Raw genomic sequence first — 26,568 nt, 5'->3', positions numbered from 1 at the left:
CAGTAGTGAAACGAAACAGCGCCGATGATAGTGTAGCATTTGCTATGTGAAAGTAGGACATTGCCAGGCTCCAAATAAGAGAAACCCGTTACAGCGATGTGACGGGTTTTTTGCTGTCTGGGATTTAATAAATAGCCAGACCCATGGCTAACTCACAAGAGAAGTAAAACAGCTCGAAGGCGAGCCCGGCCAACGATAGTGTAGCATTTGCTATGTGACTCTCTATCGCTGTGGGCACTACGACATTGCCAGAGGACATTGCCAGGCTCCAAATACAAGAAAGCCCGACTCGAAAGAGTCGGGCTTTTTTACGTCCGTAGAAAAGTAAAATGCGGACAATTAATGCACACTCATCTACTTCTAGAATGTAGGTCGGGCGAGCGTAGCGACTCCCGACGCTAAAAAACATCGATTATAATTATAGTGCTCTTATCTCACGAGCTGGATTACCAGCAACAACAGTATCCGCCTCTACACTTTTAGTAACTACAGATCCCGCACCAATAATACTGTTATCCCCAATGCATACGCCCGCTAAAATAATTGCACCTGCGCCAATCCACACGTTGTTGCCTATTGTAATAGGAGCAGCAAAGTTTTCTTTATTCAGTCGCTGTGTAGGGTTAACAGCATGGGATACAGTCAATAGCTGAACATTGGGGCCAATTAAGCAGTCATCACCAATGCTGATAGCTCCTTCACTAATTGGGGCATCTAATACCGTACAGTTAATGTTTATGAAGCTACGATCACCAATAGCTATTTGATTACCATAATCGCAATGAAAACCTGATTCTATAATTACGCCTTCACCGCATTGAGCGAATAGCTCTTTAATGCGTTTTAAATTACCTTTACTCGGGCTTTTATTGAAGAGTCGGCATATTTCGCCTGTTTGTCTACGTAGGGCTAAAAGCTCTTTGTTTAAGCTATTAAATGGCTGCATTAAGGTTTCTTTGTTTAGTTAAGAGATGCTGTGACTATTTTACCTTTATTATTACTCGTTGAAAGCTGCTTTATTTTTGCTCGTTCACTTGCCATTTAACTAGTTTCGTTTAGAATTGCACATCTTTCGAAACGAAACTTAATCTGCGAGCTTTATGACTAAACGAAACACCCAGCAACGCCGTCATTTAATACTTACTCAGGTAAATGAGCTAGGTGAAGTGGCTGTTGAAAAGCTTGCGGAGCAGTTTCAAACATCTGAAGTAACCATTCGTAAAGATTTAACCGCGCTTGAAAAAAGTGGCTTATTACTGCGCCGTTACGGCGGTGCTATCGCACTGCCAAAAGAAATTGTAAGTGACGAAATAGACTCTAAGCGCAAAGTAGCAATAGCAAAGGCAGCTGCTGCACTTATAAAAGATCATAACCGTATTATTATTGATAGCGGGCGTACTACGGCCGCTATGATCCCAGAGCTTGCAAATAAGCGCGGGTTAGTTGTAATGACCAACGCCATTAAAGTAGCGAGCCGTTTACTATCACTTGAAAACGAGCCAACACTTTTAATGACCGGCGGTACGTGGGATCCGCATTCTGAGTCCTTTCAGGGGCAAGTTGCCGAAAACGTATTATGCTCTTATGACTTTGATCAGCTATTTATTGGTGCAGACGGCATAGATGTAAAACGTGGCACAACTACCTTTAATGAGTTAGTCGGTTTAAGCCAAGTTATGGCAAAGGCCGCCCGTGAAGTAATCGTTATGGTTGAATCAGATAAGATTGGCCGAAAAATACCAAATTTAGAATTACCGTGGAATATAGTAACCACATTAATAACCGATACTGGCTTAGCAGATGATAAACGCAAAGCGATTGAGGCGTGTGGTGTAAAACTAATTTGTGCAGAGATTATTGATTAGTAACTACAAAGCGAGTTACTAGAATTAAAAAATTAATGGAGACACTATGTGTGGAATAGTTGGGGCGGTTGCAGAACGTCCAGTAAACAAAATTTTAGTTGAAGGCCTTAAACGTCTTGAATACCGTGGCTACGACTCTGCCGGTGTAGCACTTTTAGAAGGCTCTACGCTAAATACTGTAAAAGCCGTCGGTAAAGTAGTGAACGTAGAAGCTGCACTTGAGAAAGCAGGCGTTAGCGGCCATACAGGTATTGCACACACACGCTGGGCAACACATGGTAGCGTTACTGAAGAAAACGCTCACCCGCATGTATCAAACAACCAGTTAGCACTTGTGCATAACGGTATTATTGAAAACCACGCAAGCCTACGCGCATCGCTTAAAGAAGAAGGTTACGAGTTCCTATCTGAAACTGATACCGAAGTAATGGTGCACTTAATTCATAAGCTTCGTAAGCAACACACTACGTTACTTGCATCTGTTCAAGCAGCGGTTAAGCAATTTGAAGGTGCGTTTGGTACGGTTGTATTTGATAAAGCAAACGACAACGAAATCATCGTAGCTCGCTCAGGTAGCCCGCTTGTTATTGGTTTAGGCCTTGGCGAAAACTTTATTGCTTCTGATCAGTTAGCACTATTGCCAGTTACACGTAGCTTCATATTTTTAGAAGAAGGTGATGTAGCCCGTATTACTCGCGACACAGTAGAAATTTTTGATGAAAATGGCGACGCTGTAGAGCGTGAAGTTGTTGAATCAAACATCACGCAAGATGCTTCAGGCAAAGGCGATTACCGCCACTACATGCTAAAAGAAATCTACGAGCAACCACTTGCGGTACGCAATACCCTGGAAGGACGTTTAAACGACGACCGCGTATCAATTGATGCCTTTGGCGACAGCGCTCAGCAAATATTTAAAGATGTAAAACACGTACAAATTATTGCCTGTGGTACGTCATACCACTCAGGTATGGTTGCCCGTTACTGGCTTGAGCAATTTGCAGGCGTTAGCTGTAATGTTGAGATTGCCTCTGAGTTCCGTTACCGCCAGTCGTTTGTTCATGAAAACAGCCTACTTGTGACTATTTCACAATCGGGTGAAACAGCCGATACGCTAGCTGCATTACGCTTAGCTAAAGAGCAAGGTTACATGGCCTCAATGACCATTTGTAACGTACCGGGTTCATCGCTTGTGCGCGAATCTGATCTTGCCTTTATGACTAAAGCCGGCGCAGAAATTGGTGTAGCTTCTACTAAAGCATTTACTACGCAATTAGTTGGTTTGTTAATGCTTACTGCGTCTATATCGCAAGAAAAACAGCTTGATCAAAGTGCCATTGTAAATGCAATTAAAGTACTTCCTGCTAAGCTTGAAGAAACATTACTACTCGCTGATGGCATTGCAGACCTTGCAGAAGAATTTGCCGACAAGCATCACTCACTGTTTTTAGGCCGTGGCTCGCAATACCCAATTGCAATGGAAGGTGCGCTTAAACTTAAAGAAATTTCGTACATTCACGCAGAAGCCTACGCAGCGGGTGAGCTAAAACATGGCCCACTTGCACTTATTGATGCCGACATGCCAATTATTGTTGTAGCACCAAACAATGAGCTATTAGAAAAGCTTAAATCAAACGTAGAAGAAGTACGTGCACGTGGCGGTATTATTTACGTATTCGCAGATAAAGATTCACACTTTGAGTCAGACGACACAATGCGTGTAATCAACGTAAACCACACTGACGACATTATTGCGCCAATTGTTTACACACTGCCATTACAGTTACTGTCGTACTACGTAGCGGTAATTAAAGGTACTGACGTTGATCAACCACGTAACTTAGCTAAATCGGTTACTGTTGAGTAAAATCAAAAGGTTGGTAATTACCGATTAAAAGGCGCTTAATGCGCCTTTTTCATTTGAGTGCAGCCCTAGCAAGGTCTACCCGAAGAGAAGTTTACATGTTACTGTTTACTTTAGTTTAATTAAGCAGTATGTCAGTGGGTATTTTAATGGATAAAAATGAAACTAAACATTTGCAAAGCTTTATGTCGAAGGCAAATCAGAATAATTTTTACTCAGATAAAATTGTAAGTAATGTTCTACTTTTTTCTAATATATGGACGACTTTAGTTGCTCCGATATTAATAGGAATAGGGATTTCGTATATATATGGGCTATCTACTAATGACTCAATATCTTGGTCGATATGGCTGCTAATAATTATATTTGCACTAATTCACTTGTCTGTTTCTTATTTAGTTCATCAAAATAACAGTAAATTTACACTGTATTCTGAAGCTATATCTCTTAAAACTGAATACGATAAAAATATGAAGGAAGTTAGGGATGAATTGGCAAAGTATAAAAAAGCGTATCGAGAGCTTTCTGACCTCTTTAGTAATCAGCGAACTACATTATATATTTTAGCCCATGTAGTTGATAACGCGATAGGAAATATAAATCGGTTAGAGGCTGAACAATGTACCCTTAGTATTGAAGAGTATGACTTGCTGGTAAATAAGGATCTCGGTTCAATGATCCGTCCATTTATTCTCGAAAGAGAGGCATTATTCGGTTACACCTCACCTAGCTTATATAATGTTGCATTATATTCATACGATGAGAAGAGTGACAACCTGAATGTTCTTATTAGGGATTGTGACAATCGATTGCGGAGAAGAAATCGATCATGGAAGCCTGGCCACGGACATGTTGGGTTAGCGTTCTTGCATAAACAGATAAAAATATGTCCAGATATTATATTAAGCAATGAGTTAGCTAAAGATGCAGGTATATTGGGTGATAACACTCGATATCGCAGTTTTATTTCTATACCAATCCTTAGATGTAATGATGATGGTGATGTTAATAATGGCGAACAACCTTTTGGTGTATTAGTATTAACAAGTGCAATTGCTGAACAGTTTAATGAAAATCGAGACTTACAATTTTTAAGTACTGTCGCAAAGGTCTTTGCTATATACTTGGCTGCGGCAGAAGCTTACCAAGCACATAATAAAGGTAATTCAAATTCGTCGGGAGACTCAGATGAAAAAAGAAAATGATAGTGGATCAAGAGATTTCGTCGCAGATGTAGCTATTAAATCTATAAGTGCATCTACTGGCTATAAACTAGTGAAGGCCGTTTCAGCTGAAGCATATAATCCTAAAGTAATTGATGATTGGTACAAAGAGCAGAGAAAAGCATCTCTGGATTATGCGAAAAATTTAGTTTTGGGTTAATCTTTAGCAAGATTTGCTAGGATCTATGTACATCAAGAGTATCTTTAACTCTATTATCCTTTTTATGCTCTGTGTAAGATAGATACGAACAGAGGGAGTAAAAGCTACTCTATAAGTAAGTCTTTTTGTGCTCAAGTTACTAGCCACAACCTGCTATTGATATATAAATCACTAATCCCTACTTAATAAGCGCTAAATACGCTAAAATTACAGGCTACTTTTTAGCAATGAGCCCGTAATATTCATGACCTCAGCAACAAGCCCTAGCACCTTTAACGATCTTGGCCTTATTCCAGAGCTACAAGCTCGTTTAACCGATTTGGAATACAGCCAACCTACGCCAATTCAAGCTAAGGCGATTCCAAGTGTACTTGCTGGTAGCGATTTAATTGCGGGGGCAAATACTGGCTCAGGTAAAACAGCAACGTTTGCTTTGCCTATGCTACAAAAGTTATTTTTAGAGCAAGGCGCTAAAAAAACAGCGAGCAAAGGTAACTTTGTTACTGGGCTTATTTTGGTACCTACCCGTGAGCTTGCAACGCAGGTGGCCGATAGCGTTAAATCGTATTCTGCTAACTTTAATGGCGCAATTAAAACGGTAGCAGTATTTGGTGGTGTGTCGGTTAATACACAAATGCAGGCTCTACGTAGCGGCGCCGATATTATTGTTGCAACGCCAGGGCGTTTGCTCGATTTAATCTCAAGCAATGCTATTAAGCTCGATAAAGTAACAACCTTAGTGCTTGATGAAGCCGACCGCATGTTAAGTCTTGGCTTTACCGAAGAGCTTGCCGAGCTATTAGCGTTAATGCCTGCTAAAAAACAAACTATGTTGTTTTCAGCAACCTTCCCAGAGCAAGTCACTCAATTAACGCAAGAGCTGTTAACTAACCCTGTTGAAATACAAGTTCAAAGTAAAGACGAAAGCACCTTAGTACAGCGCGTATTTACGGTTAATAAAGGCGAAAAAACCACGGTTTTAGCGCATTTAATTAAAGCGCATAAATGGCGCCAAGCACTTATTTTTGTAAACGCTAAAAAAGACTGTGAGCACTTAGCAGGTAAGCTTGAAAAGCGTGGTATTAACGCACAGGTATTTCATGGTGATAAAGGCCAAAGTGAGCGTACTCGCGTAATAGAAAAATTTAAAGCCGGTGAAATAGAAGTACTTATTGCCACCGATATAGCAGCCCGTGGTTTAGATATTGCCAAACTGCCTGTTGTTATTAACTTTAACTTACCGCGTAGCCCCGCTGATTATATGCACCGTATTGGCCGAAGTGGCCGTGCCGGTGAAGTTGGCTTAGCGTTATCACTAATTGATTATGAAGACTTTCATCACTTTAAAATAATCGAGAAAAAAAACAAACTGCGTTTAGAGCGTGAAGAAGTAACCGGTTTTGCGGTAAACCAAGCAAATCTTGATGCAGCACAAGCACTTAAAAACGATAAGCCAATGGCAAAGCCCGCCGGCACAGGTAAGAAAAAGAAAAAAAATAAAGCCGACGATATAGATGATGTATGGAGTGGCTGGAGAAAAAAATAAGCTTTAACACTATATGAGTCATTAAATCATCCATTAAAAAACCCTGCACATTTGCAGGGTTTTTTTCATTAGCTAATATTGCTATGCAGCAAATTAAAACTTAGACGGAGCTGGTGGCACCACTAAAGGTTGCTTAGGGTTTGCTTTAAGCTCCTTTAATAACTCTTGTACAGCACGTTCTATTGATGGATCTTGGCCTTTATAAATAAGCTCTGGGCGGTCAACCACTCTAATATCAGGAGCAACACCTTCGTTTTCTATAATCCAGTTACCTTGGGTATCTAAAATACGGAATGTAGCAGCAATAACTTGCCCGCCATCTACAAGAGCAGGGTTGCCAGAAATACCAATTAAGCCACCCCACGTACGCGTACCAATTAGCTTACCTAAACCCGCTTGGCGGAAGTAGTAAGGAATTGCATCACCGCCTGAGCTTGAATAGCCGTTTATTAGCATTGCTTTAGGACCATCGTGTGCAAACTGTGGCGTTTTAGTCGGCTCAGTGCCTCGGCGTTTCCAATAGTTAAGTGGTTTACGTGCAAGCCAAGTGATCATGTGCTCAGGAATATAGCCACCGCCATTGTAACGGTCATCAATAATCATGGCGTCTTTGGTTGTTTGCGGCATGTAATTTTTAAACATGGCGCGGTTACCTTCATACGCTGTATTTGGCAGGTGTACGTAGCCAATACGCCCATTTGATAGCTTATTTACGTAGGCTGCACGCGAGTTAACCCAGTCTAAATAACGTAGGCCTTGCTCACTGGCTACAGGTTTTACTGTTACTTGCCACGCGCCTTTGCTACGCGGTTTGCTGTTTAGCACCAGCTCCACTTGCTCGCCTTGGGTGTTTTCAAGGAGTTCGTAAAAGTTAGCAACGTCTTTAACCGAGCGGCCATTTACCGCAATAATATAATCGCCGTTATGTGCTTTTACACCAGTAGTCCCCAGCGGTGAGCGGAAATCGTCATGCCAGTTTTCACCTTTAAAGATTTGCTCTATTTTTACGTAACCCGATGGATCGCTTGCAAGCTTAGCGCCTAATAAACCGTGGTTTTTACGCTCGGCTTTTGGCATATCACCCGATTGCACGTAAATATGGCCGGAGTTAATTTCGCCAGCAATTTCGCTAAGTACGTAATCAAGGTCGCTACGGTGGCTAATAGCATCAGCCATAGGTTGGTATTTAGCTAGAATAGCATCCCAATCTTGACCGTGGTGGTTTTCGTCGTAGAACCAGTCACGCAATGTGCGCCAGCCTTCTACGTACATTTGTTGCCACTCAGCTTGCGGGTTGATTTTAAGCGTCATTTTGCTTAAATCGAGCTTGTTGGCGTCTAAGTCTTGCTTTGGTTTAGGCTCAATCAAGCTGTAACCGCCGCTTGTATGTACAAGCAGGTGCTCGCTATTGCTCGATATAGTGTAATGGCTAACGCCTTTAGCCACGGTTTCTAGCTCGCTATCGTGCTCGGTGCCTATAAGTTGTAAACCACCATTGGCAAGTGTAAGCACGCCGTCTTTTACTGCGGTTAAGCCACGGTAATCGCCCGCTGGTGCATTAAGCGCGGTAACACGTTGCATAAAGTCGCTGCTTTGCAGTGCGTTTTTAACTTTTTTGTCGTCTTCTTTTTCGTCGTCATCGTCTTTTACAATTGTGGTTTCGTCACTTTGTAAGGCAATAAGCGGTTTAACGCTGTCGTTTACTGCAGCCGCATAAATACGGGTGGCGCGGTTAAACATGTAGTCAAACTCGTAACTGCTAAACGCAAGGTTAAAGTCGCGCTCAGAGCTAAAGTAAAGGTATTGGCCATCTGGCGAAAAGGTTGGGTTTTGCTCGTTACTCATTTCGTCTGTTAAGCGCGTTACCTTTTCTTCTTTAAGGTTGTAGTGCCACAGTGAGGCATAACGGTTTTCGTTATTTTTAACATACACAATGTCTTGGCTGTTAGGCGACCACGTATACTGAGTAATGCCGTCTTCGTCGTAAATGCCGGTATCAATTTTGTGTTGCTTGCCCGATTTTGCATCTAACCACCACAGTGTGTGGTTTTTATCTGCAAATAATAATTTTGAGCTATCAGCTGACCAAATAGGCGTAAAGCGCCAAATAGTGCCATTACTAGTGAGTTGTTTAATGGCATTATTTTTACTGCGATCTTTTAAGTAAATTTCGTACTCGCCGCTTTCATCGCTCATGTAAGCAATGTAACGCCCATTTGGCGACCAACTTGCGTCTATTTCACGGCTCTTATCTGTATACGATAAGTTACGCGTAGGCCCTTGTTTAACAGGTACACTAAATAGCTCGCCACGGGCTGTAAATACAGCACGTTTGCCATCGTGAGAAATCGACATAGAATCAATAAAGTCGCTTACATTTTTGCTATACGGCATAGCGTATTGGCGCACACCGGCAATGTTAATGCTCAGCTTAGTGCTTTTTTGTGTTTTTGCGTCAAAGCGATATAAGTAACCGCCGTTTTCGAACACAACCGCATTAGGGCCTGCTGAGGGCCAAAGTACGTCAAAGTTTTTAAAGTTGGTGAGCTTTTTAGGCTCACTGCCTTTGCGATATTGATAAAGGTTTAGTGTGTAATCACGATCAGATACAAAATAAATATTGTCGCCAACCCAGGTAGGTTGCTGGTCGGTTGCACGGTTAGTGGTAAGTTGCTCTGAAGTGTTATTTTCTAAATCGTAAATCCATACGTCTTGGGCACGGCCGCCACGGGTGCGTTTCCAGGTACGAAACTCACGGTCAATGGGCGTGTAAACATACTTGCTACCATCAGGGGAGAGCATACCGCCGCCAGTTTCTGGAATGGCTAAAGGCTGCTCAAGGCCACCGTCTGCAGGGACCATATAAGGGCGACCCATACGTTTGCCCCATGGTGTGCGGTTTGCTCTAAACACCACATTTTTACCATCGGCGGTCCAATCTAAAACGCGGTAATCAAAGCCACCACGCGGCGGCATTGGGCCAACATCGTTGTAGTATGTAAGCTGCTTAAGGCCTGAGCCATCGCTGTTAATTACATAAACTTGGCGGCTGCCGTTATACTCAGCCGAAAACGCAATGCGCTTACCATCAGGAGAAAACTTAGGAAATGTTTCAAAACCAATGTGGTCGGTTAAACGTTTGCTTTCGCCGGTTTGTGTATTAGCAATATAAATATCGCCGCTGTAAACAAAGGTCACGTTTTGGTTATGAATATCAGGAAAGCGTAGTAAGCGAGTGTCTTTAGTTTCATAGGCCGATACGCTCGGTGCAATAACCGCAGCCAAGGCAAGCGCCAATGTTGTTAATTTTTTCATGGGATTACATCCTATATTAATAGCTGTTACATCATAACAATAAGGTTATAAATAGCGATGCACTTGCGATAAAAGGTCTGTTACAAAATGTGAATAAAAAAAGGTTGGCATTAAAACGCCAACCTTCAAGGGAGTACTCTTTTTAAAGAGTGAAATTAGTGGTCGTGGTCGTCTTCTTCTTCCTCTTGCGCAATACCAAGCCAAGTAATTGCACTAGGAGCAAAAGTAAGCTCAACCTCACTTTCAATTTCTAAGTCTTCAAGTTGTACTTGCACAACGTGCTGAGCAATAGGGTCTGCTTTTATTGCTGTAGCGCATTGGTTTAATTACAAGCAATGCCTTAAACAAAATGACGGTAATTGCCCGTGTTCAGGCACCGAATCTGATCAGGTAGCTTAGCGTTGTTAGTGCTACAAACAACTAACGTGTAGCACTTTAAATTAACCCCCTAGAGTTTAAATTTTTTAATAGCCTAAAGCTAAAAGTGAGTTAAAGTAACCATCCAATATTGGTTTATTACGCTTGGCTTAGGCTAGGGCGTGCTGATCTTTGCGGATTGAAATTTGTTCAATCTAGGGGCGATTAAATCGCGGCGCGAGGTTTGCAACCTAGTGGGCTAAGTAAAAACCGAGCAAAGCTTCCGCGTCCTGCTCACGCCCCTTACCTACATCCATGTAGGCAACAAAGAGTTTATCGCCCCTAGGCAGAACCCGAAGGGCAGCGCATGTTTGGCATTTATGCTGCGTTATCGCCTATTTATGGGGAGTAACCACACTTCATAGGCTCTGCCTTGCCTAAAAACCAAACATACTGCTGCAAATTCAACCATCAAGGATCAACACGCCCTAATGAATACTGCTTTAAAATCCCTGCTGTTACTTTGCGCTTTTATGTGTTTTAAATTAAGCGCAAATACTCCGTACCAAATCCCTAGAAGTAGTGTTATTGAACTCACTGAGCTTATGACCAATCGGGTATATCCTGTTTTTATTCAACTCCCTAAGTCATATAAAAAGCATCCTGAAAAAATATATCCAGTTATTTATTTAACCGATGCACCGTATACGTTTCCTATTGTGGCGGGTGCTACACGGTTTCCTATGAATAGCGGTAAAATGCAACAGGCTATTATAGTGGCCATTAGCTACGAAAAAGGCTCTAGAGGGTCTAATAGCCGAATTAGAGACTACACACCAAACAAGGCTAAAAGCTGGAAAAAACAAACAGGTAACGCGCAAAACCACGCGCTGTTTTTAAAAAATACTGTATTGCCGTTTATACAAAGTAACTACCGAGCAAGTAGCACTCAAAAAACTTATATAGGTAATTCTTTAGGCGGGTTATTTGGCGTGACTATTTTATTTACGATGCCCGATTTATTTAACAATTATATTATTGGCAGTCCATCGGTTTGGTTTAATAACAATGCGATTTTAGCGCTACAAGCACATAAGCCTAAAGTGCCTACAAAGGTTTATATATCGGTAGGGGCAAAGGAAACCCCAAGCTTTGGTGAAGGGCAAAATATGGTGGCAGGGGCAAAGCAATTAACGCAAAAAATTAATGCACTTAGCAGTGAAAATATTGAATTAAAAAGCGTTGTTGTTGAAGGGGCGAGCCATGCAACGGCATTTCCTACTACAGCAATACAAGGGCTTGATTGGGTAACAGCAAATAAGCCCTAATATTTATAAAAGCACTAAAAGCTTAAGCGCTTTCAAGTTCCTGTTTCCAGTTTACTAATACTTCAATAAATTCTGGGCCTATACCACAGCAGCCGCCAATAATGCTTGCGCCTTGGCTGTACCACGTTTTTGCAAAATCTAGGTATTCTGCAGGTGAAATATCACGATACGCTTGTGAGCCTTCGTTGGCTTTGTAATCGCTTGCGATAGGTGTAAAGCCATTAGCAAACGCGCCTAAAACAACGCTTTTATTTTGTTTAGCTAATACAGCGTTGGTATCGCTAAAGGCTTGCTCTATAACCTCAGGTATTGAGCAGTTAAAGAAAATACCAGTAACATTTTGTTCAAGCAAAGCCGCTACAGCGTCACTTACCAGCTCACCAGAGCGAAGTGTCGCTTGCTCGCTTACCACATCATTTAAGGTAAATGCGTAATAACATGGCTTGTTTGAGCCTTTAAGTACATTTGCCATAACGTGCGCTTCTTCAATGCTCGATATGGTTTCGCCAATCCATACACCTACGTGCTCGTCTTGCGCTTTATATAACGTATCTAAAATAGTAAAAGCGCGTTCGCTTTCAAATAGCTCTGGGCGGTAAGAGCCAAAGGCGGGTGGTAATGAGCCTGCTACTAATACATTTTGTTTTGCGTTTTGAGCTACATCTTTTGCAATAACGGCCGCTTGTTGCGCAAGGGCTGCGCCTTGAGCTTGGTATAACGCTTCACCTAAATGAAAGGGCACACAGGCATAACTATTAACGGTAATTATTTCAGCGCCTGCATCTATAAAACCTTGGTGAGCCTGCGTTACAAAATGTGGTGCTTCTATTAGGGCTTGTGCACTCCACAGTGGCTGTGTAAATGGTGCGCCAATGCGTTTAAGCTCGCGCCCCATGCCGCCATCTAAAATAGTTACTTTATTCATAAAGGATTTCTATACAACTAAACAATATGGCGCTATTCAACCATAATTTTTTTAGATTCATAATGAAACTTCGTCACCTTTAACATGAAAAAAGCTCAATGCTTTTTTACAGGCATAAAAAAAGCGACATCTCGCAAGAGAGTCGCTTATCTAAGCAGTCTAAACCTTACTTATAAAATACGTCTACCGTGCCTTTTACTTTCATAAGTAAAGGCTGACCGCGACGGTCTAGCGCTTTAGGCGCGGCAATTTTAATCCAACCTTCGCTAATGCAGTACTCTTCTACGTCAAAGCGTTCTTTGCCATTTAAGCTTACGCCAATTTCGTGTTCAAACACTTCTTCTACGTAATGCTTGCTACGTGGGTTAATAGAAAGCTGATCAGGTAATGCTGGTTTTGTTGAATCGGTCATGGTTTTAATCTTTATTAAAAAGTGATGCGCTATTGTAGGCAATCCACTCAATACGCTCAAGGTTTAATGCTTAGCTACTCAACTTAGCTACACAATACAAAGCCAAGTATTAACAGTGCTATCCAAATGGTTTCGGCAACAATCATAATTATTGGTTTTAAGCCTACCTCGGTGAGTTTGCCTAGGTTTGTTTTCATACCAATGGCGGCTATGGCGGCAATTAAAAAGAATCGAGAAAGTTCATTTGTGGTTTCAAGCACAATAGCGGGTAGGTTAAAGGTGCTGTTTATAATCATTAAAATTACAAAGCCAATTAAAAACCCCGGTACTTTTGGCAACTCGCCATGGTTACCTTTATTTGAGCGATTAATAACCACCATCATAATAAGTACTACAGGCAATAGCATAGCCACGCGTACTAGTTTGGTAAGTGTTGCTATATCGCCAGTTTCGGGTGATACCGAATAACCCGCACCTACTACTTGGGCTACATCGTGTATGGTGCCACCTAAAAATACCCCGGCGTTATGTGCATCAAATTCAAGGTAGTTAACCACAATAGGGTATAAAATCATTGCAATGGTCGACATGGCTGTTACGCCAATTACGGTAAGTAAGGTATCGCGCTCTTTATGCTCGCTGCTTGGCATAATAGATGAAATAGCCAGTGCTGCCGATGCACCACAAATAGCGACTGAGCCACCGGTGAGTGCGCCAAAGCGTTTTTGCAAACCAAATACCCGGGCAAGTACAACCCCTAAAATAATGGTGGTAAATATAGCGCCAGCTAACATTAGCGCTGTTTGCCAGCCCAGTGTAATTAAATCGCCCAGTGCTATACGGGTGCCAAGTAAAACAATGCCTACGCGTAAAACCGTAGTACCGGTAAAGTCTATGCCTTTAGCGCACGGGCTGTCGCTTTGATATAAAAACGACACCGCCATCCCTAATAATAAAGCAAACAACATAGCGGGCGCGCCATAGTGTTCACTTAAAAATAAGGCAGCAAGGCCAGTCATTGCAGCAATGCTGGCCCCTTGCCATAACGGGGAAACTTTTACCTTTAGTGCACCGGTTAAGCTTTGCATTAGGCGTTAGCTGCTGTCAGTGCAACAAGCACTTGGCGTTTACGCTCGCCAGTAAATGGGCGGCGGCCATGCATAGCCATTTCGTTATCCACTAAGGCTACATCGCCATCTTGCCATGCTAAATCAAAGGTAAATTCTTTTGATAGCTCAACAATTTTTTCAAGCCCTTGTTTAGGAATGGCGCTACCATCGCCAAAGGTAATAGCAACCGATGGGTTTTCGCGAACGCCTTTCCAGCCCATGTAAGCGGCAATAAGTTGGTTATAAAAAACCTGTACGCCGTTTTCAAGTGTAACTACCGCAGGTAAAACGGGGGTAATTGCTTTTAAAGAGCCATCTTCTAGCCATTCCCACTCGTAACCTAGCTCGGTAAGTTTACTGTGTGCTTCTTCTTTGGTTTCAACACTTAGGGTGCTTTTCCAGCTGCGACCTTGACCCGATGTAGCATCGTCGGCTGCGGGCATGTAAGTGGTGTACTTTAAGCCTTTTTGTTCAAAGTCATCGGCTAATTGGCTATCAAACTGCTTTAATGCGCTAAATAATTTATCTGAGCGACAAAGCGGTGTCGCGCCGCCTTCCTCAGCTGCCGATTTACAAAAAAAGAACAGCTTACTTGGCGAAATAGGCGTTTGTGCCATTTCGTGATGAAGGTAAATTTCTACATCTTTGGGGGCTTCGTTAGCGGTAAATACACGCTCGGTAAAGTTAATACGTACCGCGTTAGATAGCGACTCTTGGTACGTAAAGTTGTCGTAATCAAACCCCGCTGAAAATGTATCAAAGGTTTCGGCGCTATCAACAGGAAAGCCTCTAAACAATACAGCGCCTGAGCTGCGTAGTTTTTTAGCCAACTCGTTTTTGTTAGCGCGAATAAAAGCTACCGCTTCTTCAACGGTGCTGGCGTTATTGTTATTAACTACAATGCACGGAAAAACCGAGTCATCAAACGTTAATTGAGTAGGCACTTGGGCATAGTTAAGTTCGGTAGCTGACATTTTATTATCCTAATCGTAAATAGGGTGAAAACGGTTAAAGGCAGCTTCACAAAAGTGCCCAGGGTCGTTAAAACGGCGGTTGCTATTAAGCGCAGAAATTTGCGCCATTTCTTGCTCTGTTAATTCAAAGTCGAACAGCGCGAGGTTTTCTTTCATGCGTTCAAATTTGGAGGTTTTAGGAATAATGGCGGTGCCGCGTTGCACACCCCAGCGCAGTACAATTTGTGCTGGTGTTTTGCCATGATTTTGCGCTGCAGCTTTTACCACGCTTTGCTCAAGCACCGACTCAGTTTGATCAGCCATTTCAAGCTCAAGGTACGAAAGCGCACCGAGCGGCGAAAACGCCGTAACCGGAATATCGTACTGTTTGGCAAGCCTTACTAAGCGCTCTTGAGTTAAATAAGGGTGCGACTCAATTTGCAGCATGGCGGGTTTAATTGTGGCGTAGGTCATTAAATCGTGAATAAGCGCGCTTGAGTAGTTACACACACCAATGCGTTTTGCTTTGTTGTTATGTACTTGCTCTTCCATTGCTTGCCACGTTAAATGCAGCGGCACTTTTGCCAGCTCCATTTGTGGGTTTTGTGCATCTGGGTCTACAAACCACTCTGGTGGGTAGCGCGTTTCGATTGGTACAAACGTTTGCGCAATCGGAAAGTGAATTAAGTATAAGTCGAGGTAGTCGAGCTTTAAATCGCTCAAGGTTTTATCAATGGCAAGCTCTACATGCTCTGGCGCATGAAAGGTATTCCATAGCTTTGATGTTACCCATAATTCTTCGCGGGTACATAGGCCGTCTTTTATTGCTTGAGCAATGCCATCGCCTACTTGTTCTTCGTTACCGTAGTCTGATGCGCAATCAAGATGGCGGTAACCTGCTTTAATAGCTTGGTACACCGTTTGCGCGCAATCTTCTTGTGCTACTTTCCATAAACCGAACCCGACTGGCGGGATGTTATTTAATGAACTCATTGGGAATTCCTGTTAAAATTGCATAATGACTTTGGTCTTGTATAAGACATAAGTTATTATACGAATCTAACAGTGTCAACACTGTGTTAACCGTAAGGGAATAAATGAAAGGTGTTAAAAAACCTACAGGCAGCAAAAAGGCAGCGTTTGCTGCCTTTAAAAAATATTTAATAAGTATGCGCTAATATAACTTACTCGCGGCTAAAGCGCGGTTAATTAATCAAGTTCTATTTGGTAGTGGTAATGATCGCTACGGCATTTGCTTAAACGGTACTCAATGCGTTTACCTTCGATTGATTCGGTAATGCGCGATACCAACAATAAAGGGTCACCGGCTTTAATAGCGAGCATTTTAGCGTCGGTTTCATCTGCTAAAACGGCTTTAATGCTGTCTTGGGTTTTATGCACGGTTTGGTTAAATTTGGTTTGGTAGTAATGATATAATGTGTGCGGAATATCACTACTTTGATGTATATCAGGAAAGAAACTTTGTGGTAGATATATAGTTTCGCTCATACAAAATTCGTTATCGAGAATGCGTCTGCGTACCAGCTTAGTGACTTTGTCTTTTTTATTAAGTTGCAGCGCATCAATAACATCTTGTGGTGCAGGGCAAAGCTCAACCGACAATAGCTCGGCTTTAGGTAGGTCGGCGCCTTTACCGTCGGCCTGTAGCGGAAAAAACCTAAACAGGGCATCTTGCGCGGTATGCTCAGATACAAACGTACCAACACCTTGGCGGCGAGTAACTATTTTATCGTCGGTTAATAAATTAAGCGCTTTACGCACAGTGCCTTGGCTTACGTTAAACTCTTCAGCAAGGCGAAACTCGCTCGGTAATACTTCGCCAGGTACCCAGCGTCTTTCAACAATGAGCTGTTTAATATAATCAGCCACTTGTAAGTAAAGTGGTTGAAAAGCCAAGCTTGGGCCACTTAATTTGTGATCAAACATAGAGTTACTCATTGTTATTTACCATTAAATTTAATCCACCTGTATTTATATCATAGGTGAAACTTTTTGCGCAGTTTTGCGCAAGCTCAATTAATTGTGAACTATTGCCATGTAGTTTGTTTTTACATTATGCCTAAAAACAAATCGTTACACTACAATAGCGCACACGTAGGATATTTAAAGTGCTCAGTATTTCGTTAGAACTCATCTTGCTTATGGCGTTGTGCCTAAGCCTTGCCACCATAATGCAAACGCTTAGCGGGTTTGGCTTTGGGTTGCTGGTGGTTGCAAGCTTTACGTTGCTAGATGTTTTACCGCTCACTGCCACCACCTTTTTAGTGAGTTTATTGGGTTTGGTTAACTCAACCACTGTGGTGGTTAAAAATCGCAGTACAGTAAAAGTGCCCGAGCTTAAACTTATGTTGTATACCGGTATTCCGCTAATGCTGTTAGGTTTTATATTGCTTGAATATATGTCGGCGCATTTAACGCAGTTTTTAAACTTTATTTTAGGTATTAGTATTTTGCTATGTTGTGGCTTAATGCTAATTGGCCGTGATAGAGCAAATAAGCAAAGCGGGCGTGGCTCGTTTTTAATTGCTGGCGGCGTAAGTGGTTTGCTGGGCGGGCTGTTTACAACGTCGGGGCCGCCGCTGGTGTTTCAGTGCTATAAACAAGCTTGGTCTATTGAGGCCATTCGTAGCACCTTACTTGCGGTATTTACCATTGGTGGCCTAGTCCGTGTTGGTATTGCCTTATTTGGCACCTTACCCGAACTCGACATTATGTTTTTAATTGCAGCGGCCATACCGCTGGTATTATTAGTAACGCAATTTGCTCGTAAATTAACGCCTTACGTTGATGCAAAATGGATTCGTATAATAGCAATTGCATTGCTTGGCCTAAGCGGCGTTTCGCTGGTGGCAACATCGGCACCGGGCATATTTTAAAAGTAACGATGTAAATAATTCATCTTAGGGTTATTTACATTGACATGGGGATTACAATTATTTAACTTGTGTCTTATACAAGACTAATAATTGGTTAAGGAACTCCCATGAATGCATTTGAATTACGTGAGCCAGACTGGAACGCAATAGAGCCAGCACGCTTAACTGCAGAGCCTAAATTACAAGGCCATGTGCTAGTTTTACCAACTCAATTTGGCGAGGTCAGCGTTACCATAAGCCAGTTTGGTTTACGTTTAAATGCAGGCTCCACGCATGACGAGACGTTTAAAATATTAACCACCACCCCTTCAAACTTACCGCTATCACTTAATAAATTAGACCAAGGCTTTGCAGCCACCGCCGGTGAGTACCGTTTAGAATTTTACAGCGACCCTTTTTACTTTAAGCTTTATAAAAACGATAAATTAGTACAGCAATCAGCAACAGATGGCCACTTTGTGCGCCAGCACCGTTTACCGCCACTGGCCAAAACTGATAACGGCTGGATTTTAAGCCTAGAGCTTAATTACGATGAAGCCGTTTACGGCCTTGGCGAAAAATGGGGCAAGCTTGATAAACGCGGCCAGCTTATTCGCTCATACAACCACGATGCACTGGGCGTAAACGCCGAAAAGTCTTATAAAAATACGCCATACGCATGGAGCCCAGAGGGCTGGAATTTATTTGTACACACGCCGGCGCCCGTTACACATGGCGTAGGTTACGCACTTTGGTCGCAACGTGCTTATGTGTGTTTAGTAGAAGACGACGCATTAGATGTATTTTTATACCAAGAGCAAACGCCTGCACAAAGTATTAATCGCTACTGCGAGCTAACTGGTTTTGCGCCGGTGCCACCGCAGTGGAGCTTTGGTGTTATTTTATCAAAAGCGTACTACAAAGATGCCGACGAGCTATTAAGTGTCGCCCGCGAAGTACGCGCTAAAAACATGCCGTGCGATGTAATTACCCTTGATGGCCGCGCATGGCAAGACACCGACACCCGCTTTGCCTTTGAATGGGACCCAACACGTTACGCCGACCCAAAACCTGTGCTTGATGAACTAAAAGCCATGGATTTTAAAACTTGCGTGTGGGAATACCCAATGATCTCGGTAAACAACCCATTATTTGCTAAAGCGGCCGAGAACGGCTGGCTAATAAAAGACAAACGCACAGGTAAAGCGTATCAATACGAGTGGGATTTAAGCCCCTTTGGCGAAGTACTTACGCCATTACCAGAGTCGGGTATTTTAGATTTTACTCATCCCGACGCTTACGAATACTGGTTGGAGTCGCACAAGCCACTGTTTGAGCTTGGCGTAGATATGATAAAAGCAGACTTTGGCGAACAGCTAGAAGATGAAAACATGGTATCGCACAGTGGCGACAGCGGTATTAGACTGCACAATGTTTATAGCATGCTGTACAACCGCTGCGTTTATGAAGCCGCTGAAAAATACTGTAAAACAGGGCCATTTTTGTTTAGCCGCTCAGCGTGGACTGGCAGCCAACGCTTCCCAGCACAATGGGGCGGCGACCCACAAGCCGATTGGCAAGGTTTAGCGGCGAGTATTCGCGGTAGCTTAGCATGGGGCATGTCGGGCGGGCCATTTTTTGCAACCGACATTGGTGGTTTTTACAAAGACACCCGCGATGCAGAGCTTTATGTTCGCTGGGCGCAAGCGTCGGTATTTAGTGCACATATGCGCTTACATGGTATTGGCCCACGCGAACCGTGGTCATACACCGAGCAAGCAAGTGACGCTGTATTTGCAGCGCTTAAATTACGCTATCAGTTAATTCCGTACTTACAAGAATGTGCAGAGCAAGCGCAGCAAACAGGGCTGCCTATTCAGCGTGCTATGGCATTGGCGTTTCCTGATGACGTACTGGCACATAGTTTTGATCAGCAATTTATGTGCGGCGAAAAACTCCTTGTTGTGCCATGTGTTGTACCAAACGGTAAAGTTAAATTTTATTTACCACAAGGCGAGTGGGTGCGATTCCCTGATGGGCAGGCGTACCAAGGCGGCAAGTATTACGAAGAAACACTTGAGCTTACACAAATGGCCGTATTTGTTCGTAAAGGCGATACGCTCATGCTAGGCCCAGAGGTTCAACACACAGAACAAGACATGAGCCAGCTAACAGCATGGCCAAAATAAAACTCGGTTAATAGCAAACACACACAACACACGTAACACACACAATAATAAAGATATTAGCTTACTTTTTACCGAGTAAAGTAAGCTAAAAGGGGCGCAAGATGGAAGGTATGAACATTACCATGACACTGCTATCGTGCTTGGCGTTTATGGCGCTGGTAGGATATATCTCGTACCAAAAAACCAAAGGGGAAGTTAACACCCAAGACGGCTACTTTTTAGCGGGGCGTGGTTTAACAGGTACATTTATAGCGGGGTCGATGATCCTCACTAACTTATCGGCCGAGCAACTTATTGGCTTAAATGGCTCAGCGTATGGTTACAACCTAAGTTCAATGGCGTGGGAAGTAACAGCTGGGATATCAACCATTATAATGGCGCTGATCTTTTTACCACGGTATTTAGCCGGCGCGTTTTCTACCTTGCCTGAATTTTTACGGGATCGTTTTGACGATACCGTACGCCGCATGACGGTGATCTTATTTATGGTAGGGTATTGTTTTATAACGATCCCTTCTGTTTTGTACTCAGGATCAATTGCCGTTCTTAGGTTGTTTGATGTGCCCACCTTATTAAACTTAAGCTATCAAGCAAGCTTAATTGTCACCATTATTATTGTGGGCTCCGTAGGCGCTATTTACGCGGTATTCGGCGGTTTAAAGGCAGTTGCAGTATCAGATACCATTAACGGTGTTGGGTTATTAATTATTGGTATTTTAGTGCCTACCCTTGGCCTTATTGCCCTTGGCGATGGCAACTTTGCCGATGGCCTAAGCACACTGGTAAACACCGATACCGAAAAGCTTAACGCCATTGGTAGCAGTGACGATCCCGTGCCATTTGGCACCATTTTTACCGGTATGATCCTCGCTAATTTATTTTATTGGGGCACCAATCAGTACGTGATCCAGCGTACACTGGGCGCTAAAAACTTAGTAGAAGGCCAAAAGGGCGTGTTGTTTTCAGGGTACTTTAAAGTGCTAGTACCCTTTATGATGATGATCCCAGGCGTAATTGCGTATCACCTTTATAAGCACGAAAGCTTACAAACCATAGATTTAGCTTACCCACATTTAGTTAAAGATGTACTGCCTCAGTACTTATCTGGGTTCTTTTTAGCGGTGCTACTAGGTGCGGTATTTAGCTCGTTTAATTCGCTGCTAAATAGTGCCGCCACGTTGTTTTGTTTAGATGTATACAAACCCATGAAAAAAGACAAAGTAAGCGACGAAAAGCTGATTAAAGTGGCCAAAATTACCAGTATTGTAATTGCTGTTTTATCGTTTATTACCGCGCCATTACTGATGTTTGCACCAGAAGGTTTGTGGCACATAATTCGTGTATTTACCGGATTTTACAACATTCCGGTCATCACAATTGTGCTCGTGGGGTTATTTACTCGCAAAGTGCCTGCACTGGGCGCTAAAGTGGCTATTGTTTTTCATGTTATTGCCTACACTTTGCTTAAATTTGTGTGGGATGTAGATATTAACTTTATCCATATTTACGCCATATTATTCTTTATTGAGCTGGCCATTATGTTAGGTATTGGCTACTACAAACCTCTTGCCACACCATGGAACTTTACCCGCAAAGCCGAGGTAAACCTAAGCCCGTGGAAATACGCACTGCCTTGCGCGATTGTATTAGTGAGCTTAATTATAAGCTTGTACATACTATTTTCTCCGCTTGGATTGGTGGGTGGCACCAGCGTGTACTTTGTACCAAGCTTAATTGCTGTTTGGACTAGCGCCTTTGTGCTTAGCTGGTGGAGCGTACGCCGATGGCATAAGCGTTACGAAAGCAGCTTAGCGCATATTGGCGTGGCTAAGGTACATAATACCAATTCGCAATAATACTTAATCATTTTGCGGGGCTAAACGTGTCGCTACCTGCGTTAAAAAATTCTCATTTAGAATAACTAAATAGCGAATTTTTTGCCTAGCTATCAACACGTTTTTCCAGCCTCAAAATAGATTACTTAATTAAGCGAGTTGGTATATAACGCGGCGTTATATTCTTTATACAAATTTTAAAACACATTTTATTCACATAATGTTTGCAATAGAACATAAGTTTGTTTAAGTTTATATCTCTTATATAAGACATAAGAGATATAAGGAAAATAACTACAACACTCTGGCACCGCTTTTTAGCAACCCACACACTTGCTAGCGCGGTAATTTAACAGCACACACGCACAATTTGGAGAATGACATGAGAGCTAAAAAGTCCGTCTTAAGCTTGGCAGTCACGTTAGCAATGACAACAGGTTTAGCACTAAGCACGCAAGCACATGCGCAGCAAGAGCAAACTGAACAACAAGCAGAGCAAAACAATAACGACCAGTTTGAAAAAATTGTTGTTACCTCACAAAAACGAACACAAAGCCTAAATGAAGTACCGCTTGCGGTGTCTGTGCTTAATAGCGACCAGATTGATTCGGCGTTTGCTAATAACATGGAAGGCCTGCAGTCACTTGTGCCTTCGGTCAGTTTTAGAAAAGGCACCACAACCCGTAACTCAGCACTAACAGTGCGTGGTATTGGTACTATTTCGTTTAGTATTGCTGCTGAGCCAAGTGTAGCAACCGTAGTTGATGGCGTGGTGCTAGGTCGCTCTGGTCAAGCCTTTGCCGATTTATACGATGTATCTCGCATTGAAGTACTGCGCGGCCCACAGGGTACCTTATTTGGTAAAAATGCCTCGGCGGGTGTGGTAAACATTACAACCAAAGATCCTTCGTACGATACTACCGGCAGCGTAGAAACCTCGTTTTATCAAGACAACGAATACCGCTTTAAAGGCGTGGTAAGCGGCGGCTTAACCGACGACTTAGCAGCAAGCTTAACCGTGTTTAAAGGTAAGTTTGATGGCTACATTGATAACGTTTACAACAACGAAAAAGTAAACGGTTACGACCGTGAAGGCGCACGTGCTGTATTTAAATACGAGCCAAGCGATGATTTAAACGTAAAATTTATTGCCGAATTTTATAACGCCGACGACGACTGTTGTGCCGATTTAGAAGCCCTGCCAAGTGGCCGTAACCCAGATTCAGACGCAGCCCCTAACAGCAACGGTATTGTTGATGGTGTGGCCGATATTGACCTAGACCAGCGCAAAGTTGATCACGACTATGAGTCGCGCACTATTGACGAACACAGCGCGTTTTCGGTACAGGTTGATAAAACCATTGGCGACTATACATACACCTCTATTACTGCGCAGCGCTCGTGGGATAACACCGAATACCGCGAAGGCGATTTTACCTCAATTGCTGGCGACAGTAACGAACCTGTATTTGGCGCGCCGTTTCAATTACACGACTTAGGTGCTCAGCAGTGGGATCAGTTTTCGCAAGAATTTAGAGTCACTTCAAACCTAGCGGGTCCGTTTAACTATGTGGCTGGCTTATTTTACTGGAACATGGATTCACAACGTAACTTTACCCGTGACGCAAGTTGTCAAAATAACGGTGGCCAACTAGACGCTGCAATGGCGTATTACGCACAAAATAACTTAACCGGTGCAGAGCTTGATGCCGCTTTGGCCGACTTAGACGGCTACACACAAAGCTTAGGTGTAAGCTGTAATGCTAACGATATTGTATCGGCAACCGCGTACATGAGCACCGAGTTTAACAACTGGGCAGCCTTTGCCGATGGTACTTACGATTTATCTGAAGACTTACGTGTACTGTTTGGTATTCGTTATACCGACGATGAAGTGTCGTACACACACCGCCGCGTAAGCAATGACGAATTTGGTCGCACCGGTGTAGGTGTACGCTCAGCAGCACTAAATACTGACGAATCAGGCAGTGCAGAAGAAACCAATGTGTCGGGTCGTTTAGGTATGCAATACGACCTAGGCGATGGCCAAATGGTTTACGGTACTTACTCGCAAGGCTATAAAGGCCCTGGTTTTAACGTGTACTACAACTTTAATCCAGATAACGATAGCCGCGAAATATCGCCAGAAGAGTCAGACGCATACGAGTTAGGCTACAAATACGCAAGCCGCGACTTTGTATTTAACTTTGCTGTATTTAGAACCGAAATTGAAGGCTTTCAAGCCAATAACTTTGACTGTTCAGACGGCACCTGTATTACCCGTTTAACCAATGCTGGTGATGTAAGTACACAAGGTGCTGAGGTTGACTTTATGTGGGCGGCTACCGACTCACTTACGTTAACTGGTGGTATTGCGTACATTCAGGCCGAAATTGACGAGTTTAATTGTCCGGCAGAAGTAGAAGCAGGCTCATGTACTGACCGCTCTGGCTTAGATGTCCCGTTTTCGCCAGATTTAAAGTACTCACTAAGTGCTGATTACTTTATTGAAACAGAGCACGACTTTAATATTCATATTAACGGCTCTTACATTTACACCGACGAGCAATACTCAGACCTACCAAACAATGTAGGCGAGTTTAACCCAGCTGCGTTACTGCCAGATTACGGTATTTTAAACGCAAGTGTGGGTTTATCGTTTAAAGATGATGCATTTAGAGTATCGCTTATTGCTAAAAACTTAACCGATGAAAGCTACGTAACCACCTACAGTGGCGACAACTTCCGTTACCAAATTCCGCGTGATGCAGAGCGCTACTTTGGTGTATCGTTTAAGGCACGTTTTTAATTTTATAAATATATCCCTGTGAAAATTGTGCTAAGCGCAGCGTTTAACCGCTGCGCTTTTTTGTGTCTTAATTTTGTCATGGTTTAGTCATTGTTTTTTAATTAAAAGTACTCTTAGAGGTCACATCTATTTTCTATAGTGCAGCGGTTACTTATTTGAGGTTTACGCTTCAAGCAAAAAATAACCACTACACAATGGGAATAATAAAGGATGAAAATTAAAAAAGTTGCTGCGGCAGTTGGCTTAACGTTTATGTTAAGTGCTGCAAGTCATGCCGATGTATTACCACAAAGCCAAACAGACAATGACTGGTATACAAATGCCCAAACTACACTCGCCACAAAAACTGCGCTTGCACAAAGCCAGCAAACAACAAAAGCTAAAAACGTTATTTTATTTGTAGGCGATGGCATGGGTGTATCTACCCTTACCGCAGCACGTATCTTAAAAGGACAAAGAGCGGGCGATTTAGGTGAAGAAGGTTATTTAAGCTTTGAAGAGTTCCCGTACTCAGCACAAGTAAAAACATACAACGTAGATGCACAAACACCGGATTCTGCAGGCACAATGACCGCGATGATCTCAGGGGTTAAAACCGATGTAGGCGTTATTGGTGTAGACGAAGACATAGAGCGCGGTGTGTGTTCAACTGTATCGGGTAATGAGCTTTTAACAGCAACAGAACTTGCTGAAATTAAAGGCCTAGCAACCGGTGTTATTTCAACAGCGCGTATCACCCATGCAACGCCAGCGGCAACCTATGCTAAATCGGCAGACCGTAACTGGGAAGATATCTCAGACATGCCAGAAACCGAAACTGCATGTGAAGACATTGCCTCGCAATTAGTTAATTTTGAAAAAAATCTAGAAGCACGTTTTGTAGGTACCGACGTAGACGGTCTTGATTTTGTAATGGGTGGCGGACGTCGTCACTTTTTACCAAAAGATGAAGCAGCTAATTCAGCAGATGCACTTAGCGCTGTAGAAGGCGATCGTACTGATGAGCGTAACCTAGTTACTGAGTGGCAAACACAATACCCACAAGGTACTTATGTTATGGACCAAGCAGGCTTTGATGCTATTGCTGACGATGCCACTAAAGTGTTTGGCTTATTTAACGAATCGCACATGCAATACGAAGCAGACCGCGCAAACGATATTGCCGGCGAGCCATCGCTTAGCGAAATGACCAGCAAAGCAATTGATGTATTAGGTAAAAACGAAAACGGCTTTTTCTTAACCGTTGAGTCGGGCCGTATTGACCACGCACACCACGCGGGTAATGCCTACAACGCACTTAACGACACCATTGAATTTGCTAAAGCCGTGCAAGCTGCGGTAGATAATACCAACCCAGAAGAAACCCTTATTTTAGTAACCGCCGATCACAGCCACGTATTTACTATTGCTGGCTACCCTAAACGCGGTAACCCAATTTTAGGCCAAGTAGTTGCCGTAGGTGAAACCACACCAAGCCTTGCTGCCGACGATATGCCATACACCACAGTAGGCTATGCAAATGGTTTAGGGTTTAGAAACTTAGTTGATGAAACAGATGCCGATGCAGCATATACAACTGGCCCAGTTGCTGGACGTGTAGAGCTTAGTGGCGTTGATACTACCAATGTTGGCTTTCACCAAGAAACCACTGTCCCTCTTGGCTCAGAAACCCATGCCGGTGAAGATATTTCGCTGCATGCAAAAGGCCCAGGCGCACAGCTAGCTCAAGGCGTAATTGAGCAAAACGTAGTATTTCATTTAATTAATCAAGCTCTTGAACTAACTCAGCAATAATGGCGGCT

19 protein-coding genes and 2 pseudogenes are annotated in these 26,568 nt (G+C 43.0%); 12 read left to right on the top strand and 9 right to left on the bottom strand.

Translation table 11 applies throughout. The features are described from left to right. Positions 1 to 418 precede the first annotated feature (418 nt). Entirely contained in the window at positions 419 to 946 is a 528-nt protein-coding gene (locus MSC25_RS14000) for a sugar O-acetyltransferase (protein ID WP_248443783.1), read from the bottom strand. Positions 947 to 1,100: 154 nt separating this feature from the next. On the opposite strand from MSC25_RS14000, the gene MSC25_RS13995 reads away from it, so the two are divergent. The 5 genes from MSC25_RS13995 (at position 1,101) to MSC25_RS13975 (ending at position 6,658) form a co-directional block, all read left to right on the top strand. Beyond that, a complete protein-coding gene (locus MSC25_RS13995) occupies positions 1,101 to 1,865 on the top strand; it encodes a DeoR family transcriptional regulator (RefSeq protein WP_248443782.1) in 765 nt (254 codons plus the stop codon). Positions 1,866 to 1,911: 46 nt separating this feature from the next. After that, positions 1,912 to 3,732, top strand: coding sequence for a glutamine--fructose-6-phosphate transaminase (isomerizing) (gene glmS, locus MSC25_RS13990; RefSeq protein ID WP_248443781.1), 1,821 nt, complete (start codon positions 1,912 to 1,914; stop codon positions 3,730 to 3,732). Positions 3,733 to 3,878: 146 nt separating this feature from the next. Beyond that, complete coding sequence (locus tag MSC25_RS13985; protein ID WP_165744970.1) at positions 3,879 to 4,934, top strand: GAF domain-containing protein; 1,056 nt, start codon at positions 3,879 to 3,881, stop codon at positions 4,932 to 4,934. After that, positions 4,918 to 5,112, top strand: a complete 195-nt coding sequence (locus MSC25_RS13980) for a hypothetical protein (protein ID WP_165744971.1) — start codon at positions 4,918 to 4,920, stop codon at positions 5,110 to 5,112. The genes MSC25_RS13985 and MSC25_RS13980 overlap by 17 nt, the downstream gene beginning before the upstream one ends. Positions 5,113 to 5,356: 244 nt before the next feature. Then, positions 5,357 to 6,658, top strand: coding sequence for a DEAD/DEAH box helicase (locus MSC25_RS13975; RefSeq protein ID WP_248443780.1), 1,302 nt, complete (start codon positions 5,357 to 5,359; stop codon positions 6,656 to 6,658). 93 nt (positions 6,659 to 6,751) lie between these two features. On the opposite strand, the gene MSC25_RS13970 is transcribed toward MSC25_RS13975, so the two are convergent. After that, entirely contained in the window at positions 6,752 to 9,973 is a 3,222-nt protein-coding gene (locus tag MSC25_RS13970) for a S41 family peptidase (RefSeq protein WP_248443779.1), read from the bottom strand. 155 nt (positions 9,974 to 10,128) lie between these two features. Continuing rightward, positions 10,129 to 10,272: pseudogene (locus MSC25_RS13965) on the bottom strand (5-methyltetrahydrofolate--homocysteine methyltransferase); the annotation flags it as partial. On the opposite strand from MSC25_RS13965, the pseudogene MSC25_RS20355 reads away from it, so the two are divergent. Continuing rightward, a pseudogene (locus tag MSC25_RS20355) lies at positions 10,262 to 10,372 on the top strand (MerC domain-containing protein); the annotation flags it as partial. The pseudogenes MSC25_RS13965 and MSC25_RS20355 overlap by 11 nt on opposite strands. Positions 10,373 to 10,821: 449 nt before the next feature. Continuing rightward, positions 10,822 to 11,658: an alpha/beta hydrolase-fold protein gene (locus tag MSC25_RS13960; RefSeq protein ID WP_248443778.1), complete on the top strand. Its 837-nt coding sequence runs from the start codon at positions 10,822 to 10,824 to the stop codon at positions 11,656 to 11,658. A gap of 22 nt (positions 11,659 to 11,680) precedes the next feature. On the opposite strand, the gene MSC25_RS13955 is transcribed toward MSC25_RS13960, so the two are convergent. The 6 genes from MSC25_RS13955 to MSC25_RS13930 form a co-directional block, all read right to left on the bottom strand. After that, positions 11,681 to 12,583: a homocysteine S-methyltransferase family protein gene (locus tag MSC25_RS13955; protein WP_248443777.1), complete on the bottom strand. Its 903-nt coding sequence runs from the start codon at positions 12,581 to 12,583 to the stop codon at positions 11,681 to 11,683. 166 nt (positions 12,584 to 12,749) lie between these two features. Next, entirely contained in the window at positions 12,750 to 12,995 is a 246-nt protein-coding gene (locus MSC25_RS13950; RefSeq protein WP_024034014.1) for a DUF3297 family protein, read from the bottom strand. Positions 12,996 to 13,078: 83 nt separating this feature from the next. Further along, positions 13,079 to 14,083: a YeiH family protein gene (locus tag MSC25_RS13945; RefSeq protein ID WP_248443776.1), complete on the bottom strand. Its 1,005-nt coding sequence runs from the start codon at positions 14,081 to 14,083 to the stop codon at positions 13,079 to 13,081. Then, positions 14,083 to 15,078: a TauD/TfdA family dioxygenase gene (locus MSC25_RS13940; protein ID WP_248443775.1), complete on the bottom strand. Its 996-nt coding sequence runs from the start codon at positions 15,076 to 15,078 to the stop codon at positions 14,083 to 14,085. The genes MSC25_RS13945 and MSC25_RS13940 overlap by 1 nt, the downstream gene beginning before the upstream one ends. Before the next feature lie 9 nt (positions 15,079 to 15,087). After that, positions 15,088 to 16,050 (bottom strand): aldo/keto reductase, encoded by a 963-nt coding sequence (locus tag MSC25_RS13935; protein WP_096042508.1) that lies wholly within the window; start codon positions 16,048 to 16,050, stop codon positions 15,088 to 15,090. A 216-nt stretch (positions 16,051 to 16,266) separates the two neighbouring features. After that, complete coding sequence (locus MSC25_RS13930; protein WP_004586029.1) at positions 16,267 to 17,016, bottom strand: GntR family transcriptional regulator; 750 nt, start codon at positions 17,014 to 17,016, stop codon at positions 16,267 to 16,269. A 170-nt stretch (positions 17,017 to 17,186) separates the two neighbouring features. Here MSC25_RS13930 and MSC25_RS13925 point away from each other — a divergent pair, with 170 nt between their 5' ends. The 5 genes from MSC25_RS13925 to MSC25_RS13905 all read left to right on the top strand — a co-directional run bounded on the left by MSC25_RS13925 (position 17,187) and on the right by MSC25_RS13905 (position 26,560). Continuing rightward, positions 17,187 to 17,954 (top strand): sulfite exporter TauE/SafE family protein, encoded by a 768-nt coding sequence (locus MSC25_RS13925; RefSeq protein WP_248443774.1) that lies wholly within the window; start codon positions 17,187 to 17,189, stop codon positions 17,952 to 17,954. 107 nt (positions 17,955 to 18,061) lie between these two features. After that, entirely contained in the window at positions 18,062 to 20,122 is a 2,061-nt protein-coding gene (locus tag MSC25_RS13920) for an alpha-xylosidase (RefSeq protein ID WP_248443773.1), read from the top strand. 101 nt (positions 20,123 to 20,223) lie between these two features. Next, a complete protein-coding gene (locus tag MSC25_RS13915) occupies positions 20,224 to 21,978 on the top strand; it encodes a solute:sodium symporter family transporter (RefSeq protein ID WP_248443772.1) in 1,755 nt (584 codons plus the stop codon). Positions 21,979 to 22,339: 361 nt separating this feature from the next. Continuing rightward, positions 22,340 to 24,766, top strand: a complete 2,427-nt coding sequence (locus tag MSC25_RS13910; RefSeq protein ID WP_054983875.1) for a TonB-dependent receptor — start codon at positions 22,340 to 22,342, stop codon at positions 24,764 to 24,766. A gap of 210 nt (positions 24,767 to 24,976) precedes the next feature. Next, positions 24,977 to 26,560 (top strand): alkaline phosphatase, encoded by a 1,584-nt coding sequence (locus MSC25_RS13905; protein ID WP_054983876.1) that lies wholly within the window; start codon positions 24,977 to 24,979, stop codon positions 26,558 to 26,560. Positions 26,561 to 26,568: the final 8 nt, after the last annotated feature.

The organism is Pseudoalteromonas sp. 1CM17D, from assembly GCF_023161805.1.
GTDB lineage: Bacteria > Pseudomonadota > Gammaproteobacteria > Enterobacterales > Alteromonadaceae > Pseudoalteromonas > Pseudoalteromonas atlantica.
Note: the sequence above shows the minus strand (reverse complement) of the source record. Positions and strands in the feature narration are given on the sequence as shown.